10 protein-coding genes are annotated in these 19956 nt (G+C 41.7%); all 10 read left to right on the forward strand.

What is annotated here, in order from left to right; genetic code table 11:
- The first annotated feature begins 1080 nt into the window (after nt 1-1080).
- The 10 genes from AC59IL_RS37855 (at nt 1081) to AC59IL_RS37900 (ending at nt 19926) form a co-directional block, all read left to right on the forward strand.
- Nucleotides 1081-5178, forward strand: a complete 4098-nt coding sequence (locus tag AC59IL_RS37855; RefSeq protein ID WP_496557458.1) for a hybrid sensor histidine kinase/response regulator transcription factor — start codon at nt 1081-1083, stop codon at nt 5176-5178.
- 136 nt (nt 5179-5314) lie between these two features.
- Nucleotides 5315-5488 carry a hypothetical protein gene (locus AC59IL_RS37860; RefSeq protein ID WP_496557459.1) on the forward strand — a complete coding sequence of 58 codons (174 nt, stop codon included), beginning with the start codon at nt 5315-5317 and terminating at the stop codon, nt 5486-5488.
- A 5-nt stretch (nt 5489-5493) separates the two neighbouring features.
- A complete protein-coding gene (locus AC59IL_RS37865; RefSeq protein WP_496557460.1) occupies nt 5494-6732 on the forward strand; it encodes a glycoside hydrolase family 5 protein in 1239 nt (412 codons plus the stop codon).
- A gap of 218 nt (nt 6733-6950) precedes the next feature.
- On the forward strand, nt 6951-8906 hold the full coding sequence (locus AC59IL_RS37870; RefSeq protein WP_496557461.1) for a sialate O-acetylesterase: 1956 nt from the start codon (nt 6951-6953) through the stop codon (nt 8904-8906).
- A 371-nt stretch (nt 8907-9277) separates the two neighbouring features.
- Complete coding sequence (locus AC59IL_RS37875) at nt 9278-12136, forward strand: TIM-barrel domain-containing protein (RefSeq protein ID WP_496557462.1); 2859 nt, start codon at nt 9278-9280, stop codon at nt 12134-12136.
- A 19-nt stretch (nt 12137-12155) separates the two neighbouring features.
- A complete protein-coding gene (locus tag AC59IL_RS37880; RefSeq protein ID WP_496557463.1) occupies nt 12156-15371 on the forward strand; it encodes a SusC/RagA family TonB-linked outer membrane protein in 3216 nt (1071 codons plus the stop codon).
- Nucleotides 15372-15389: 18 nt separating this feature from the next.
- Nucleotides 15390-16976 carry a RagB/SusD family nutrient uptake outer membrane protein gene (locus AC59IL_RS37885; RefSeq protein ID WP_496557464.1) on the forward strand — a complete coding sequence of 529 codons (1587 nt, stop codon included), beginning with the start codon at nt 15390-15392 and terminating at the stop codon, nt 16974-16976.
- 30 nt (nt 16977-17006) lie between these two features.
- Nucleotides 17007-17831, forward strand: coding sequence for a hypothetical protein (locus AC59IL_RS37890; RefSeq protein WP_496557465.1), 825 nt, complete (start codon nt 17007-17009; stop codon nt 17829-17831).
- A 237-nt stretch (nt 17832-18068) separates the two neighbouring features.
- Complete coding sequence (locus AC59IL_RS37895; RefSeq protein WP_496557466.1) at nt 18069-18263, forward strand: hypothetical protein; 195 nt, start codon at nt 18069-18071, stop codon at nt 18261-18263.
- Between the two features lie 115 nt (nt 18264-18378).
- Nucleotides 18379-19926: a cellulase family glycosylhydrolase gene (locus AC59IL_RS37900; RefSeq protein WP_496557467.1), complete on the forward strand. Its 1548-nt coding sequence runs from the start codon at nt 18379-18381 to the stop codon at nt 19924-19926.
- The last annotated feature ends 30 nt before the right edge of the window (nt 19927-19956 follow it).

The following is a 19956-nucleotide window of genomic DNA, read 5'->3' on the forward strand; positions in this document are numbered from 1 at the left end:
TGTGCGGCCGTTATATCTTAAGGAAAATCAACTATTTAATTTTTTGGTCGATTTTTTGGTCGATTCAATGAGCGGAGGTGGCTTATTCTTACCTGGGTTTGTTCAGGTAGACGTTGACTTTATAAAGGTAAGCTTAATTTTATACATTATTATTGAGCATTTACACGTGTGATTAACGGTTTGGAAAAAACATATCCAATGCCTCTTTTGAAGTAATTTGCCTTAGCGACAATGACTTTCCATCAAAGAACGTAGCAAAACAATAAAATTTGGCGGAAGGAGCAGCGATACCACATGTCCCTTGATAATTCGGATATTTCGCCTATTTCGTTATCATTCCAAATTACCTTATAAATATGTTCCATGAAGATTGCCTTGCTATATTCAAATAAAGGTTAACCGGATGAAGGTAAAGCTAATTTTATTTAATTGGCTATAGGCTTACCAGTCGATTTTGGGATTATCGCCGTAAGGGATTGAAGCGTTTCTGGATCGCCATGGGCGGCAAAGAAGATATTGCTTACAATAACTGCAGGATCATGCTTTCAAAGTTTGATGAAATGAATACTAAATATCAGTATAGTGAGTATCCTGGCGGACATACCTGGCCGGTATGGCGGAACTACCTGTACAATTTTGCACAGGAGTTGTTCAGGTGATCCATTATCTCAAACAGCCAAATGTGACCACCGGACAAGAAAATCATTCATTTGCAACATTTCCAACCCTACATTGAAACAATCTGGTACCATGTCTCAACCGGTACAGTTATAGCTTTACAGCATACGATTAACGCTTGTATTGCTTGTTAAACAACGATTGACTCCGCTACAATTTTCTGAATTCTTCCTGCTTTGATGCCTTACCGGCAGTGATGGCTGATTTCAATACAACTTTTTTCATGTGAACATGTACAATATATGAAATCTGGCAGGTTTCATATGTAACCTTCCTCTTCCAATTAATATAAAAAAAAATCCTGATTCCACTCCATTTGTTAACTTAATACCCAACTTTGCAGGAATACGAACGGGTTTTCTGCACTGATAGTGCAAAATCTATTTAGTTAAATTTGTAGTGATGCGTTTTCTCATTTCGGTTGTATTGCTGTTTTTGTCGCCAGCTGTTTTTCCTCAAGGTGAGCGTTATAATTTTTCCAAACTGGATATTTTTTCCGGTCTTTCACATAACCAGGTCAATACCATACTAAAAGACAGGGATGGTTTTTTATGGTTTGGCACCCTGTCGGGTCTCAATCGGTATGATGGATATTCCTTTAAAATATTTAATAAAAATTATTACGACAGCTCATCGCTGTACGATAATTATATTCTCTCCCTGTATGAATTGCCCGATGGAAAGATGTGGGTGACGACCCGGGAAGGCCCCTGTATTTATAATTCCCAAACAGAAAAATTCGACGCTGGTTATAATAACTATTTGCATACGCTTGGTTTGCCTTCCGGGGCAATCATTGATATTGTAAAAGGGAACAACGGAAGATACTGGTTTTTGTACGACAACCTCGATTTGTACCTGTATTCAAGTTTAGAAAAAAGAGCGCAGCGTTTCAATTTCAACCCTTCCAAAAAAGTCACCTCGGTTAAAGAAACGAAAGATGGAAAGGTTTGGCTGGTGTACCAGGATGGATTTTTGCAACAGTATGATATAAAGGCAAAAAAAATTATTTTCTCCAGCACCGCCGTACAGGAATTGATTAAAGTGAGCACCCCTCATCATCTTTTTGTAGATAGTGATGGAGATATCTGGCTATGGGATTATACTTATGGAGTTTTGCTTTTTCACCCGCCAAACAATTCGATCAGGCAGTTTAATGAAAATTCACTTCCATCTAAGCTGAGTTCAAACCTGATAAATCAAATCGTTGAGGATAACAAAGGTTTGATCTGGGTGGCTGCGGATCATGGCGGTGTTACGCTGATCGACAAAAAAAACAACTTAAGAATAAGTCGTCTGTTGAACGATCCCAAAGATCCCCAAAGCCTTAGCCATAACAGCATTATTGCAATATATAAGGATGATAATGGAATTATCTGGCTGGGAACTTACAAGCAGGGGGTTAATTATTTTAATAGCAACATTGTACAATTCCCGCATTATCATCACCAGGAATCGAATGGCAGGAGCCTTCAATACGATGATGTAAACCGCTTTGTGGAAGACAAATGGGGCAATATCTGGATCGGGACCAACGGCGGAGGGTTGATTTATTTCGACAGGAAAAACAATACATTCAAACAATACCTGCACGATCCAAATAATAATAACAGCCTGAGCAATAACGTAATTGTAAGCTTGTGGATCGACCATGAAGACAAACTTTGGATAGGTACTTACTTTGGTGGCCTTAATAGTTTCGATGGTCACAAATTCACGCGCTACAGGCATAATGATAATGACACGTCAAGTTTGGCCGACGACAAGGTGTGGGAAATATTCGAAGACAGGGAACAGCATTTATGGATAGGTACTTTGGGTGGTGGTATCGATCTTCTCGACAGGAAGACAAACCGGTTTACACATTATCAATATAAAGAAGGCCGGCAAAGCCCATTGCTCTCCAATTTTATTTCAGCTCTTTTGCAGGACAGGAAAGGGAACTTATGGATCGGTACCGCGGGGGGAATTGCTGTTTTTGAAAAGAATAAAAATGCACCTGCTTTTTATCAGCAAACAGATAACAAAAACGGTTTAAGCAACAATAATGTTATCTGTTTTTTAGAAGACAGTAAGGGAAGAATGTGGGTCGGGACCAGGGAAGGTTTGAACCTGTTCAATGAGCAAACAAAAAGCTTTCAGATATTCACTACATCAGATGGCCTTCCGGTTAATATGATCTTGAATATTCTTGAAGACGATCGCCATACACTTTGGATTTCAACACCTAATGGATTGTGTAATGCTATTCCCCGGCAAAAAGATAACGGTTTTGGTTTTTCTATTATTAATTATGATGAGATCAACAACCTTCAAAACCGGGAATTTAATGAAAATGCAGCGCTTAAAACACGGGCCGGTGAATTGATCTTCGGTGGGCCTTCCGGTTTTAATATCATTAACCCTTCTACAATTAAGAAACTTGTTTATCATCCTAAAATTGTGTTCACCGGTTTGCAGATATTAAATAAAAATGTTGAACCAGGTGAACAAGTCAATAACCGGGTTCTGCTGCCACAATCTATATCACAACTGCAAAGTATTGACCTGAAGTATAAAGAAAATGTTTTCTCCATTGAATTTGCTTCACTTGATTTTGCCCATAGCAGCCGTGATAAATATTCTTTTATAATGGAGGGATTTAATTCGGATTGGTTGTATGCCGATGGCAACCATCGAAGAGCCACCTATACAAACCTCGACCCTGGTCATTATGTTTTTAAAGTAAAGGTTTTAAACGGAGAGGGTTTATGGAGTGATGTAAAAACCCTGCATGTCAATATTGAACCACCGTTCTGGCGAACACCTCTTGCCTATATTATTTATGCATTGATTGCTGCCGGATTATTCCTGGTTGCGCGGCGCATTACATTAGAGAGAATACACATGCGCTTTGAAGTGCAACAACAGCGCAGGGAGGCAGAAAGGGCTCATGCCATAGAACAGTTAAAAACTAAGTTCTTTACGAATGTTAGTCACGAATTCCGTACTCCGTTAAGCCTCATAATAGCCCCATTAAACAAAATAATTGAAAACACTGCCAATGAAGAGCAGAAAAAGCAATTAAACCTTGTTCAACGGAATGCAAAACGGTTATTGAACCTGGTAAACCAACTACTCGATTTCAGGAAAATGGAAGTGCAGGAAGTAAAACTGCATCCTGCAATAGGCGACATTATCAGGTTCAGCAAAGACATTAGCCAGTCTTTTATGGATATCGCGGAAAAGAAGGGAATTCAATTTGAATGCTCGTCTAATATCGACAGCCTCCAAATCTATTTTGACAGGGATAAGATCGAAAAGATCTTATTCAACCTGCTTTCCAATGCCTTTAAATATACGCATGATAACGGAAAGGTGAGCGTTAAGCTAACGTACAACCCGCCTGAAAATAATGAAGGCGATGGAACCCTTGCCATAGAAGTAAAAGATACGGGTATTGGAATTCCTGCAGATAAGCACGAAAAGATCTTCGAAAGATTTTTTCAAACGGAAGTACCGGAAAGCATGGTGAACCAGGGAACCGGTATTGGTTTGGCCATTACAAAAGAGTTTGTAAAGCTTCACAATGGGATCATAACCGTAAAAAGCGATCAGGATAAAGGTTCCTGTTTTACAGTTTTACTGCCTGCGAAAAAGATATATGAACCTTCAACCCGCAGCACCGTGAGCCCAATATCTGTAGAAGAAGCGGAACAGGTAATACTGGAAGAAAGCCAAAAGAGTGGTAAGAAAAAAACAATAATAATAGTAGAAGACAATGAAGACCTGCGTTTTTATTTAAAAGACAACCTACAGGCACAATATCATGTTGAAGAGGCCACGAACGGAAAAGAAGGTTGGGAAAAAATAAAACAACTCAATCCCGATCTGGTAGTGAGTGACATTATGATGCCTTTAATGGACGGCGTTGAAATGGCCAGGAAAATTAAAACCGAAACCCTTACTGCCCACATCCCCGTCATCCTGCTTACAGCCATGGGAAGCGAGGAAAAACAACTGGAGGGTTTGAAAGTGGGCGTGAATGATTACATTACCAAACCGTTCACTTTTGAAATACTGGCTTCCCGCATAAGGAACCTGCTGGCCCAGCAAAAGTTATTGCAGAAAAGGTTCCAGAAACAAATTGAGGTCAACCCGGCTGAAGTAACAGTCACATCTGTTGATGAAAAATTCCTGCAACAGGCGCTGGAAGTTGTAGAGAAGCATATTGATAATCCTGACTTTTCAGTAGAGGATTTTAGCCAGGCTATGTTCATGAACCGGGTTACCTTGTATAGAAAGATCCATTCGCTTACCGGCAAGTCGCCGCTGGAGTTTATCCGTTCAATCCGTTTGAAAAGTGCCGCTCAGTTATTGGAAAAAAGCGGAAAAACGGTTGCCGAAGTTGCCTATGAAGTGGGATTCAATAACCCAAAGCACTTTACTAAATTCTTTAAAGAAGAATTTAATGTTACCCCTTCGCAATATGTTGCCAATAAAAAAGAGGACAGTGCTTAAAGCCTCCTGATTGAATAAATCTTGTGAAAATCAGACCCTTGAATCATTTCATACCCTATTCTGAAACATTTGGCTCCCTTGTTTGAAACAATGCAGTAATAGTTTTGCAGCATTCAATTAACTATTGCATTGCTATATGAAATTACCACTGCTGCTGGCTGGTTTCCCCGGCTCATCTCTGATTATTGCGTTTTTGGCAAAACTTCTTTCATATATAACTACTCCCTGCCATTTAATTCTTTTAACTGATCCTTGGTTACAGGCTTGTCGAATCGGTGATCAACTACAATTTATAAATTTTAAAATTTAAATCACATGAGACTAACGCCATTGCTTGTTATTGCATTATGCACTTTATTCTCCTGTAAAAAGGACCAATTCATTTCGTCGGCATCGACGAACGATAGGGAACAAAAAGATCAAACAGCCAGAAGGGGGAGTTTGTATCCCAGCTATAACACAAATCCGCTACCGCCTGATGCGGCGGGTATGCCCAGTACTGCCGTTCAACTGGCTTCCAAAACGAAGCTGGGATGGAATCTTGGAAATACGCTGGAAGCAATCGGCGGCGAAACTGCCTGGGGTAATCCTTTGACTACAAAAACATTGATAGACAAGGTTAAGCAAAGTGGATTCAATGCGGTTCGCATTCCCTGTTCGTGGGACCAGTATGCTGATCAATCCACAGCGAAGATACAGGACCAGTGGCTTGACCGGGTAAAACAGGTAGTGCAATATTGTATTGATGATAGTTTATACGTGCTTTTGAATATACACTGGGACGGCGGATGGCTCGACAACAATATCACCAGCAGGGCGCAGGCTTCGGTGAATGCAAAACAGAAAGCATTCTGGGAACAAATTGCTACCAAAATGCGTGACTTCGATGAACATTTGCTTTTTGCCAGTGCCAATGAACCGCCTGTAAATGATGCAACACAGATGAGCATTTTACTCTCTTACCATCAAACCTTTATTGATGCAGTCCGCTCAACCGGAGGCAAAAACACCTATAGGGTATTGGTGGTGCAGGGACCAGGAACAGATATTGATAAAACCAGCACGTTGATGAATACGCTTCCCACCGATCCTACGCCCAATCGCATGATGACGGAGGTTCATTACTATGGGCCCTGGCAATTTTGCGGGTTGACAGCAGATGCAACGTGGGGTTCGATGTTCTATTACTGGGGCCAGGGCTATCATTCAACTACCGATCCTTCACGCAATGCCACCTGGGGTGAAGAAGATTATGTGATTGCGGAGTTTCAAAAAATGAAAACGAAGTTTGTTAATGCGGGCATTCCGGTGGTATTGGGTGAATATGGGGCCATCCGCCGGCTTTCACTTACAGGTGATGCGCTTACACTTCATCTTGCTTCAAGGGCATACTGGGACAAATATATTACTCAGCAGGCAAAAGCTAATGGCCTCCTTCCATTTTACTGGGACGAAGGATCACTTGGAAATAATGGTTTCGGAATTATCAACAGGCAAAACAATACCGTAGGAGATCAGCAGGCATTGAATGGGCTTGTACAGGGCGCGCAGTAAGCGCTAAGAGCCTGCCTGCCGGCCGGCAGGCATAAAAGAGATAAAGAGAAAAAGAGTTGTTGTTTATTATTAAAATTGTCGTTTTGGTTGATACAGAGCATTCTCATTACTGGTTAACGGGCCTATTTCTATAGCGCCCGTTTTTTAAAAATAACCTTGTAAAACAACCGAAAAGGCAAATGCCGTTTTTCAGAAAGTGAAAATTTTAGTTAAGTAAGATGAAAAAAGTAATCAGCATATCGTTTTTTATAGCCTCATTTTTTTTATCCGGTTCGTTGTGTTATGCGCAGATCAGTCTGCCGAAAGTATTTGGCGACAATATGGTTTTGCAAAGAGGCATTGCCATTCCTGTTTGGGGAACGGCGGATCCGGGATCGCTGATAACAGGGGAACTTGGAACCGTTCGTACAACCGCAAAAGCCGGCAAAGACGGAAAATGGATGTTTCGTTTTTCAAAGTTTGAAGCAGGCGGTCCTTATACACTCAAAATAACCGAACCGGGAAAGCCAAATGCAGTCATTAAACTAACAGGGATCCTCATAGGAGATGTATGGCTCGCATCAGGACAATCGAATATGGAATGGCAGGTGCAGCAGGCCGGGGATGCCCGAAACGAAATTGAAAAAGCCAATTTCCCTCAAATACGTTTTTTGGTTGTTGAGCACGACAAAAAACTAACGCCACAGTCCGATATATTATCCGGCAAATGGAAAGTTTGTGATACCGGGAATGTGAAAGAGTTCTCGGCGGTGGCGTATTATTTTGCCCGTAAAATGCACGGTGATCAACATGTTCCGGTTGGAATCATTCAAAGCACCTGGGGCGGAACACCCGTGGAAGCCTGGACGAGCCGGGAGATGTTGCTTACATCGCCAATCAGTAAGGCAAATACACTCAGTAATGATACGCTTAGTTTTGACCGGGAAGATTTTATAAAGGATAGTTTGAACCTGATACGCTTTTGGAATATTGTTTTTAATCCGCAAAATAATGCCGATAAAATATTTCCGGCCCCGGAATATAATGATGGTGATTGGACAGGTATTGAAATGCCCAATGTGATAAAGGATTTCGGCATTGGAAATTATGAAGGTATGGTTTGGTTACGGAAAAAGGTCGTATTGCCTGGATCCTTTGCCGCAAAAGAGCTGACGCTGAATTTGGGCCATCCCGAAATGAACTATTCCCTTTATTTCAATGGACGGGAGATCTGTAAGAATATCTGGAATGCCAATCCTACGCATTATTATACCATTCCGGCCCACCTGGTAAAAAACGGAGAAAATACGATTGCTGTCAGGATGGCGATGTTATGGGGTGGTGGCGGTTTAAATTCTCTGTCAGATGATTTGTACATTACCGATGGTTCTTCCAGGATTCCTTTAGCAGGGAAATGGTTGTATAGGAAAGACCTTGAAACCGCTATTCCCAAAATACACAACTATCAGTATTACCCAACCGTGTTGTTCAATGCCATGATCAATCCGCTTATACCTTATGGTATCAAAGGATTTCTGTGGTACCAGGGCGAAGCGAATGTACAGGCTGCTTACAATTATCGAAAACTATTTCCTATGCTGATCACAGACTGGCGTCAACGCTGGAAGCAGGGTGATCTTCCATTTTTGTTTGTTCAGTTAGCCAATTACATGAGAACAAAATCACTTCCGGCTGAAAGTGAATGGGCCGAATTGAGAGAAGCGCAAACGTTGACACTTTCTCAACCTAACACAGGGATGGCCTGCATAATCGATATCGGGGATGCCGATAATATTCATCCGAAAAACAAACAGGAGGTGGGCCGCCGCCTCGCTTTAATTGCCAGTAAACTGATGTACAAACAAGCGGGCATCGCATCGGGGCCTGTTTATAAAGATTTTCGAAAAGAAGGGAATCGTATCCGCATCAATTTTACGATTACGGGTTCAGGCCTTTCAACGAAAGACGGAAAAGAAGTAAAGGGTTTTGCGATTGCAGGTAAAGACAAAAAATTTTATTGGGCAAAAGCCATTATCGAGGGAAATGAAGTGATTGTTTATTCCGATAAAGTCGCTGAACCCCAAGCCGTGCGATATGCCTGGGCAGACAATCCGGAAAGTAACCTGGTAAATTCAGCAGGGCTGCCCGCTATCCCTTTCAGAACGGATCAATGGAAGGGAATTACTCAAAATTAAAAATCAAATGATCAAGACTTTATGGCTTCCGCTGTTGGTAATGTGCCTGGCAACAGGTTCAGAACTGAAAAGGGGTTGGTCGTTACTCTGCCTGAAAAAAAATTGGATGAATTGACGTATGCAAATGTGATAAGGATCATTTAGGTTCATACCTCCATGTCTAAAGTAAAAACAATGCGCTACGAGACTTGCCGTTTCGTAGCGTTTTTGTTTCTGCCAATCAATGCCTCCCCATGCCGGGTTATTCAATAGACCCCACTGAAAATCATTCGTCTGCAACAATTCATACCATAGTCTGCAACAATTGGGGCCCATGTTTTAAACAGCTCAGGGATAGCTTTACACTATCCATAACGATTGCATTGCTTTATATGAAATTACGAATACTGTTATTGAGCTTACTCAATGTTATTGCTGTTAATACATTACTGGCAGCTCCTCCGCCTGAATACAAAACAACTCCCGACGGCGTAATAGTTTACACTGATCCCCTGGTTACAGGTACTTCTAATGCAGTTAAGCTCGAGGTCATTACAGACAATATTATAAGAGTGATTGCAGCCCCCGGAAAAGAGATCGTGCCTGGTCAAAGTTTGATCACTGTTTATACAAAAAGGCCTGATCTTTCCTGGGATGTCATTCCTTCAAAAGAAAGCATAACATTAAAAACAAAAAGTCTTACCGCTGTTGTTGACCTGAAAACAGGCGCTGTTTCTTTCCGGGATCAGAAAGGCCAGAACATATTAGCTGAAAAGCAGCCATTGGGAAGAAGTTTTCAGCCTTCAGTATTTGAAGGGAAAAGGTACTATAATCTTACTCAAACATTTCAAACAACCGCCGATGATGCATGGTATGGATTAGGCCAGCACCAGGATGGAATATATAATTATAGAGGTCAGCAGGTTAGTTTTTTTCAAAACAATACCGAAGTGGCCATTCCTTTTTTGGTTTCACCCAGGAATTATGGCATCCTTTGGGATAATTATTCACTTACAACGGCAGGCGATACCAGGCCGCTTCACCAGCTTGCTGCTTTACAGCTTTTTTCAAAGAAAGGAGAGGCAGGATGGCTTACGGCTTCCTATGCCAATAACAAGCTGCAACCGCAGGAAGTAATTACCGAAAGAGCTGAGGCAAGCATCGATATGCCTTTCCTGGGCGATTCAAAGGCTCACCTTCCCGCTATGTTTACACCTGCAACAGGCGTCGTAACCTGGGAAGGCAGCCTGGCCAGTAATCTCTCTGGTCTTCATCAATTCCGTTTCACATTTGGCGGCTCGCTGAAAGTTTGGCTCGGTGGAAACCTTGTTCTGGATCACTGGCGAAAGTCATGGAACCCTGCGCCTGCTTTGATCCCCTTCCATTTTAAAGCGGGAGAGAAAATACCTGTCAAAATTGAATGGACCCCTGAGGGCGGCGAATCCTATTGTTCGTTGAAATGGCAGGAACCATTGAGCGCAGCAGAGCAAAACAGTTTCGGTTTTTCTTCGGAAGCAGGTCAGCAAATTGACTATTATTTTATCTATGGCAACAACATCGATGAAGTGATTTCCGGTTATCGCAACCTTACCGGCAAGGCGCCTATTGTTCCCAAATGGGCATTGGGTTTTTGGCAAAGCAGAGAGAGATACAAAACACAGGAAGAAATTATTACCACTGTCAATGAATTTCGTAAAAGAAAAATCCCCATCGACAATATTGTGCTTGACTGGAGTTATTGGAAAGAAGCCGGGTGGGGCAGCCAGGAGTTTGATGAAACCCGTTTTCCTGCTCCCGACAGCATGATTAACGTATTGCACAAAAAGTATAACACGCACCTCATGATATCTGTATGGCCTAAATTTTATGAGGGCATATCAACCTACAATGAGTTTGACAAAAAAGGATGGCTTTACAAAAGAAACATTGCCGACCGGCAACGGGATTGGATAGGCAAAGGATATGTCTCCACTTTTTACGATGCGTTCAACCCGGAGGCCAGGAAAGGATTCTGGAATTTGATCAGCAATAAAATTTACAGCAAAGGAATTGATGCTTGGTGGATGGATGCAAGCGAACCCGATATACTTTCCAATGTAAATCCTGCAAAGAGAAAGCTTCAGATGACGCCAACTGCACTGGGCAGTGCAGCCGAATATCTCAATGCCTATCCTTTGCAAAATGCAAAAGGTATTTATGAAGGACAACGTTCAACTGATTCCAACAGGCGGGTGTTTTTATTAACGCGTTCGGGTTTTGCAGGTTCACAACGTTATGCTGCAGCGATATGGAGCGGTGATATTGGCAGTACATGGCAGGATATGAAAAATCAGATCTCCGCCGGCCTTAATTTTTCTATGTCGGGGCTCCCTTACTGGACCATGGACATTGGCGGTTTTGTAGTGCCGGAAAAATTTGAAAACCCCAACGCAGAAAGCCTCGAAGAATGGAGAGAGCTGAATACACGCTGGTACCAGTTTGGCGCATTTGTTCCTTTGTTCCGTTCGCATGGACAGTTCCCTTACCGCGAGATATTCAACATAGCTCCGGATGATCATGCCGCCTACAAAAGTATTCTTTACTACGATAAACTAAGGTATCGCCTGTTACCTTATATCTATTCACTGGCAGGTGCTGCTTATCACGAGAATTACACGATCATGCGCGGGCTGGTAATGGATTTTGCAAAAGACACGGCGGTTTTTAATATCGGTGATCAATGCCTGTTCGGTCCTTCATTGCTCGTAAATCCTGTTTACAAATACAAACAACGCAACCGTGAATTGTATTTGCCAAAATGCGCAGGCTGGTATGATCTTTATTCGGGCAGGTGGTATGCCGGCGGACAAAAAATAAATGCAGAAGCTCCTTATGAACGCATGCCTGTTTTTGTAAAAGCAGGTTCCATCATTCCTTTCGGACCAGAGTTGCAATACACTTCAGAAAAACCAGGTGATACCATTACATTGAACGTTTATACGGGCGCAGATGCTTCTTTTAACCTGTATGAAGATGAAGGAACCAACTATAATTATGAGAAAGGCGCATTCACCATTATTCCAATAAAATACAACGAAGCAACAAAAACAATAACCGTTGGCGACCGCAAAGGATCGTTCAATGGAATGCTGCCAAAAAGAACGCTTCGTATTAACATAATCACACCCAATAAAGCAAACAACCTTGATTTTGATGCCAGGTGCGATAAAGAAGTATTGTATGAAGGCAAAAAATTAGTAATGAAAATGTAGTCAAGTTAAATATACACATATGAAATCAACCAAAACGATTCGCTTGCGATCATTGCTGCTATGGGGCGTTTTTTCTGTATTCCTCATAAGCACAAATAGCTTCGCACAAACTGCAAAGGTGAGTGGTACAGTTATCGATCAGCGTACTGCTATGCCGGTTCCGGGTGCAACGGTTACTGTAAAAAACACCGATCGCGCCGCTATTTCCGATTATTCCGGAAAGTTTACGATCAATGCATCAACCGGTGAGGTGCTTGTAATTTCTTCAATTGGTTTTGCCCAGCAGGAGGTTAAAGTTGGTTCCGGCCAATTACGTATTCAGTTACAGGAAGCCGACAATCAACTGGAAAATGTAATAGTGATCGGTTACGGCACACAAAAGAAAAAATTAGTTACCGGCGCTACTTCCCAGGTAAAAGGCGAAGACCTTGCCAAATTAAACACAACAAATGCTTTACAGGCATTGCAGGGGCAGGCAGCCGGTGTTAACATTACCTCTACCTCAGGGCAACCCGGGGGCGGCATTAAGGTAAATATCCGCGGTGTTGGAACTATTGGGAATTCAAGTCCCCTGTATGTTGTAGATGGGGTTATCACCAACGACATTACCTACTTAAACAATTCAGATATTGCTTCGGTTGATATCCTGAAAGATGCTGCATCGTGTGCCATCTATGGTATCAACGGTGCAAACGGTGTTGTATTAATTACTACAAGAAGTGGAAAATCAGGTAAAAAAGACGGGCAAATTTCAATTGATGCTTATTACGGTGTTCAAAATATTGCCCGTAAACTGCCTTTACTGAATGCTGAGCAATACGCTACCATGCAAAATGAAGCAGCCATTAATAGTGGTAAAGCACCTCTCTTCACACAGGCACAAATTGACGATTTAGCCAAAGGGAGCAGCATTTTGCCTGCTCACGGAACCGACTGGTTACACCAGCTATTTTCTTCAAATGTGCCGATTCAGAATATCAATGTAGCTGCTAATGGCGGATCTGAGGTATCATCTTATTCATTAGGTGGGTCATATACTGAACAGGGTGGAATCATTGGCGGTTCAAAACTTTCAGACTATAAACGTATCAACTTCCGTGCAAACTCTGAACGTAAAATGTACGACGGCGCATTGAAAGTAGGTGAGCATCTCACTTTTTCTTTTATTGATCAAAAAGGCGTTGCTGATGGTGGAATATATTCCGGTAACGTTTTGGCCGGCGCAATAGGTACAAGCCCCTTATTAGCTATGTACGATGCAAAAGGCAATTACTTAAGCAGTCTCAATTCTACTATATATAATGGCGGAGTTTGGAATAATACCGAAGCGAATCCTTATGCGTTGATGAAATACAATAATCAGAATGACAGCAAAACACAAAGATTGCTGGGAGATGTGTATGCAGAGCTTCAGCCCATCAAAAACTTAAGAATAAGGTCAGTTTTCGGTTTGAATTACTCTTCTTCGGCTAATCATAGCTACAGGCCTACGTATGATAAGTTATCCGTGTATGCTTACAATCTTTATGAAAGCATTGGCCAGGGCAGTTCTCAGGGATATACCTGGAACTTTGATAATACTATCAACTATCTTTTCAATATTAAAGAGCACAGATTTGATGTTTTAGCCGGTAGTGCAGTTAGAAAATATCAGGGAACATGGATGAACGGAAATAATACAGGCGCTACTTTATTCAGTTCTTTTGATCGTGGCTATCTGAGTAATTCTACGGTAACTTCCATTTCAATGAGTGCCGATACTTCCGCAGCCAACAGGCAAACCGTCACCAATAGCTTGTCGCTTAACGGAAATGCCAATGCAGTGTATGCACAATCTTCTTTCTTCGGTCGTGTGAATTACAGTTTTAAAGAAAAATATTTGGCTTCTGCTATTTTCCGTGCTGATGGTTCTACCATGTTTGCTCCAGGTCATCAATGGGGATATTTCCCATCGTTTTCTGCCGGTTGGGTAGCAAGCAGTGAAGATTTCATGACATCAACTAAAAGCTGGCTGAACTTCCTGAAAGTAAGGGCAAGCTGGGGTACTAATGGTAACGATGGTATTTCTGCTTTTAATTACCTGTCTTTGATTTCATTATCAAATGCCCGGTACAATTTTGGTAATGATAATACTACTTTAACCCAGGGTTCATATCCTCAAACGATTGGTGTTGAAAATACCAAATGGGAAACTTCCCGTCAAACCAATATCGGTATTGATGCAAGGTTCTTAAATAATAAATTAAATGTCAACCTTGATTGGTACAACAAAACCACAAAAGACTGGTTAATTGCAGCGCCTTTGTTAGCAACTGCCGGTGTTAGCAATCCTCCATACATCAATGGCGGCGATGTTACTAATAAGGGAATAGAACTTCAGTTAGCTTATAACGGAAATGTTGGGAGAGATTTTACCTACACCGTTTCCGGTTCTTATGCCTACAATAAAAATGTGGTGAACAATATTCCAACTGCCGATGGGATCATTCACGGTGGTACAAACAGTTTATTTGTTAATGGCCCTGAATTTTTCCGTGCTGCTGCCGGAAATCCTATTGGTTATTTCTGGGGTTATAAAACTGCAGGGATTTTTCAGAATACTGCCGATGTTCAGGCATGGCAAGGTAAAAACGGATTACTTCAACCGAATGCACAACCCGGTGACCTGAAATTGGTAGATTTAAATAAAGATGGAGTAATTGACGCGAAAGATAAAACCAATATCGGTGATCCTAATCCGCATCACATTTTTGGTTTCAGATTTTCAGGCAACTACAAAAACTTCGATCTTTCTGTTACAACCAATGGCGTAGCAGGCAATAAAATCGTTCAATCTTACCGTGGTCCTGGTCAATGGGCTAACTATACAACTGATATTCTTAGCCGTTGGCATGGTGAGGGAACTTCAAACACTATGCCTCGCATAACTCAAAACAGTTCTAACTGGGTAGAATTTTCAGATCTCTATATTCATGATGGAAGCTATTTAAGAGTTTCAAACATTACCCTGGGGTACGATGTGGCAAAACTTATAAAATGGAGAAATTTAAGCCAGTTCCGCTTATATGTAGCTGCTCAAAACCTGATCACCTTTACAAAATACAGTGGTATGGATCCTGAAGTAGGTGCGTCTTCTTCCGATGCAAGCGGCACTTATTATTTTGGACAAGGTGTTGATAATGGATTTTATCCACGCCCTAAGGTTTACATGGCCGGTGTGAACATTATTTTTTAATTGAGAAAAAGAAAAATCATGAAAAGATATAGAGTTGTCATTGTTGCAGTTGTTACAATAATAACATTCAATTCGTGCAAAAAATTTATTACAACCGAATTGACTGATGCTAAGCAAACCAATGTTTCATATTATAAAACGCCTTCTGACGCTTATACTGCCCTGGTAGGATGTTACAATGGACTTGATCAGATCTATAACAATGATCAGATCCCTTCTTTGCTGGAAGTTTTCTCTGACAACAGTTTTGGAGGCACTGGAACTTTCGACGGGTATGGATGGGCAATGGTAGATGAATTTGATAAATCAATTTCGCCTTCAGATGTTTCTTTTCATAGTGGCGGGTGGAAAGCGTATTACCAAACCATTTATCGCTGCAATGTATTACTGCAAAATATTGATAAGGTAACATGGGGCGACAGTATTGCGTTAAAAACAAAATATACCGCCGAAGCGAAATTCATTCGTGCTTACTGTTATTTAGATCTGGTTCGATTGTTCGAAAATGTTCCTTTGGTAATAACACCTACCATTGCCAATGTGCCGCAAGCCGATCCGGATGCAACGTTTGCTCAAATCATGAAGGACTTACGGGAAGCCTCGGATAGTCTTCCTTCAGCTTCTTACAAAAGTGTACCCAGCGGAAGATTAACCAAATGGGCTGCTGAATCTTTATTAGCACGTGCTTATCTATTCTATGCCGGTTTCTATGGGAAAACTACTATTGCCAACGAAACAGCGGCTACTGCTTTGGCTGCAGTAGAAGATGTAATTGCCCATAGCGGACATTCATTGGTAAGCGATTTCAACACTTTATGGCCGGCAGCTTCAACAGCAAAAAATGTCACTTATGCAGGTGAAGATAATCCGGAAGTAGTATTTGCAATTAAATATTCTTCCACAGATAACTGGTCTGGAGATGCTACCGGCAACAGGTGGATGGTAATGGAAGGAATACGTTCACAAAGTATCTATCCTTACCAGTCTGGCTGGGGTGCTTGTACTGTTGATCCTAAATTTTGGAGCCTTTACGCATCAACTGATACACGGCGTTTTGCTACCATCACTTCTATAGCTGACGAAAACCTTGCTTACAATAAGTCAAGTGACTGCCGCGAATACACAGGATATTTTATGAAGAAATATGCCATGCTGTGTGACAAGAGTGGAACTTCTATTGTTTCCAATTTTCAAACTGGTCAGTACCAGGACTTTTTCGCCATTCGCTATTCAGATGTTTTGTTGATGGCTGCAGAATTGGGAAGCTCCAACGCTGTGAGTTATTATAACCAGGTGCACCATAGGGCTGATGCTTCAACTGCGCCTGCTACTTCCGTAACTAAAGCAGATATTTTAGCAGAACGCAGGTTAGAGTTGGCAGGTGAGGGACTCCGCTATTGGGATTTAATGCGCCAGGGTATTGATGTAGCAGCTTCCACAATTGCTGCAAATACAACTGTTTCATACTTCCAGGATGGTACTGCAAATCCGCCTTCTGCTTCAAAATTACAGGCAAACATTAAAGCAACCCGCGGGTTTCAGCAAATACCTAACGATCAAATTACTTTAGCCTCAGGTACGCTAAAACAAAATGCCGGCTGGTAATCGAATGTCATAACCAAAAAATAAAAGGAAATGAAAAATAAATTTAAAATAGTACTTGCATTTTTAGGATCAGCACTGCTGTATGCTTCATGCAGGCCTGAAATATTTGAATTGGGTGCGTTAGCCAACAAGACTGACCTGAAGTTCACCATTGCACCTTCATCGGCAAATCCTAATGATATTGTTTTAACAAGTTTAACGCCGGGTCTTACTCCATTGTGGGTTACTCCTTACGGACAATCCATAAAGTTAACAGATACTACCAATGTTCCTTTCCCCGGAACTTACAAATTTGTGTATGGTGTTGAAAGTGCGGGTGGTCTTGTTCAGGCTGATACAAATCTTGTAACTATAAATACTATTGATAAAAAGACCGTAAGCGATCCAATGTGGATTAAACTCAGTGGTGGGTTAGGAAACTCGAAAACATGGGTTTTGGATCTGGATGCAAAGGGGGTGAGTAAATTTTTTGCGGGACCATTTTACTTTGGTGGCACGGGATGGGAATGGGACCCTGCATTTAAAGATATTGGCTGGGCCGGCGTTTCAGCAGGCGATTATGGTACCATGACCTTTGATTTGGTTGGTAATGCAAATTTTACCTCCAATAATAAAATGTTTCCTGACCTGTCGGGAACAGGTAAATTCATGTTGTACCCGGCTACAAATGAGTTGGCAACTATTGATGCCCAGGTTTTACATGACAAAGCACAAGGTGGCAACGTTGCCAACTGGAATGCAAGAATGACCGTCAAAACACTTACTGACAGTACAATGCAACTTATTGCTAAGAAAGATGCTAATAATTGGCTCGTCTACAATTATATTACAAAGCAGTATTACGACACACATTAGAGCTATTTAAGTATTGAGGTCGTCATTTCCATCAGCGACCGGCAAAAGACCTGTAAGAGTTCAACGAAAGTTGAATCGTCTTGCAGGTCTTTTTATTTTATTGTTGCCGGCCAAAGAGGCTACTGAAAATCATTTATATGTAACATTTCATCCCATAATCTGCAACATTTGAACACCCTATTATAAACTGCACAGTGATAGTTTTACACCAATTAATTAACCAACGAATTGCTTTATATGAAACTGCTACTGCTGCTATTTGGGGTTCCACGCCCTTTTCTGATTACCCAGCAGGCAAAAGCCAATGGCCTTCTTCCATTTTACTGGGACGAAGGATCGATTGGCAATAATGGTTTCGGAATTATCAACAGGCAAAACAACAAAGTAGGAGATCAACAGGCACTGGATGCACTGTTACAGGGCATGCAGTAGGAGATATAATTACCAGGAAAACAGGCGACATATATCCGTACCCTTGCAAAACTTTTTATAGAAGTCTGAAAATCGATGTTGCTTTTTCATCTTATCAAATTTTAAACTTTTGCTTATGCTAAATGAAAACCTGAAAAAACAGAATTTTTTATTTGTTACAAAAAAGCGGCTCTTTTTTACAAATTTGTTTATAGCCCTTTTAATGTCACTGAATGTATGGGCGCAATTACCAACAGCCCAGTTGGTCGCTTCCAAAATGAAGGTTGGCTGGAACCTTGGAAATACGCTTGAAGCTATTTGTAGCGACTCGGCGTGGGGTAACCCAACTCCGAGCCTGGCCCTTATCAATGCAGTAAAGTCCGCCGGGTTTAACACCGTGCGTATTCCCTGTGCATGGGACTGCCATGCTGCTAATGGTGTAATTGATCCTAACTGGTTAGCACACGTTAAAACAATAGTGGATTATTGTATCAATAACAACATGTACGCTATTATTAACATTCACTGGGATGGGGGCTGGCTGGAAAATAATTGCACAACAAGCGCACAAAGCGCTGTAAACGCAAAACAGCAAAATTACTGGACGCAGATTGCAAATTATTTCAAAAACTACAATGAGCATTTGCTTTTTGCCAGTGCCAATGAACCCGCTGTTTCCGACTCCACGGGTATGTCGGTTTTATTATCCTATCATCAAACCTTTATAAATGCAGTGCGTGCAACCGGTGGAAATAACAGTTCCCGTACTCTCATAATCCAGGGACCGTCAACAAGTATAGATAATTCCTATAACCTGCTGAACACGATGCCAACCGACCCGATTGCAAGCCGTTTGATGGTGGAGGTTCACTATTATGCGCCATGGCAATTTTGTGGCTTAACAGCAGATGCGACATGGGGCAGCATGTTCTACTATTGGGGCAATGGTTTTCATTCAACCATCGAGCCTTCCCGCAATGCCACCTGGGGTGAAGAGAGCGAAGTAGAACGGGCATTAGGGTTGATGAAATCAAAATTCGGCGACCGGGGAATACCGGTGCTCATAGGTGAATTCGGAGCAATAAAACGAACAAATCCTGCCGATCTGTCAACTCATATTGCTGCAAGGCAATATTTTGATAAATATGTCGTAAGCTCTGCCATCAGCAAAGGAATGGTGCCTGTTTACTGGGACAACGGTGCCGCTGATTTCGGTATATTTAATCGCCATACGGCAGCAGTGACCGATCAGGGTGTTATAAATGCCATCATGCAGGGAGCCACAACGTATGTTACTTTAACCAATCGCGCTACAGGGTTGCTCATCGATGGTATGTACAGGTACTCCAATGGTTCCAATGCAGGGCAGTGGAGTAACAGCGGCAGTACAGCACAGCAATGGTCGATAGAAACGGTGGGCAATTATGTAATGCTGAAAAACCGTGCTTCAGGGTTATATGTTGATGGCATGTACAGGAACACTAATGACTCTATTGCAGGGCAGTACAGTTATAGCGGCAGCGATGCACAGCAATGGACAAAGGAAACTGCAGGAAGCTATGTTAAGTTTAAGAATAAAGCCACCGGATTATATCTCGATGGCTTGGGAAGCATCACGAACGGCGCCGATTTAGGTCAGTGGAGCCAGAGCAACAGTAATAACCAGCAATGTGACCCGTCCTAATATAACTATACAATAAAACAAAAATTGTAT

This window comes from Niastella sp. sgz303648, assembly GCF_059587045.1.

Coding starts and splice junctions, on each gene's coding strand:
- AC59IL_RS37880 (WP_496557463.1), top strand. CDS start 12,156: ATGAAATCAACCAAAACGATTCGCTTGCGATCATTGCTGCTATGGGGC.
- AC59IL_RS37900 (WP_496557467.1), top strand. CDS start 18,379: ATGCTAAATGAAAACCTGAAAAAACAGAATTTTTTATTTGTTACAAAA.
- AC59IL_RS37890 (WP_496557465.1), top strand. CDS start 17,007: ATGAAAAATAAATTTAAAATAGTACTTGCATTTTTAGGATCAGCACTG.
- AC59IL_RS37855 (WP_496557458.1), top strand. CDS start 1,081: ATGCGTTTTCTCATTTCGGTTGTATTGCTGTTTTTGTCGCCAGCTGTT.
- AC59IL_RS37895 (WP_496557466.1), top strand. CDS start 18,069: ATGAAACTGCTACTGCTGCTATTTGGGGTTCCACGCCCTTTTCTGATT.
- AC59IL_RS37875 (WP_496557462.1), top strand. CDS start 9,278: ATGAAATTACGAATACTGTTATTGAGCTTACTCAATGTTATTGCTGTT.
- AC59IL_RS37865 (WP_496557460.1), top strand. CDS start 5,494: ATGAGACTAACGCCATTGCTTGTTATTGCATTATGCACTTTATTCTCC.
- AC59IL_RS37860 (WP_496557459.1), top strand. CDS start 5,315: ATGAAATTACCACTGCTGCTGGCTGGTTTCCCCGGCTCATCTCTGATT.
- AC59IL_RS37885 (WP_496557464.1), top strand. CDS start 15,390: ATGAAAAGATATAGAGTTGTCATTGTTGCAGTTGTTACAATAATAACA.
- AC59IL_RS37870 (WP_496557461.1), top strand. CDS start 6,951: ATGAAAAAAGTAATCAGCATATCGTTTTTTATAGCCTCATTTTTTTTA.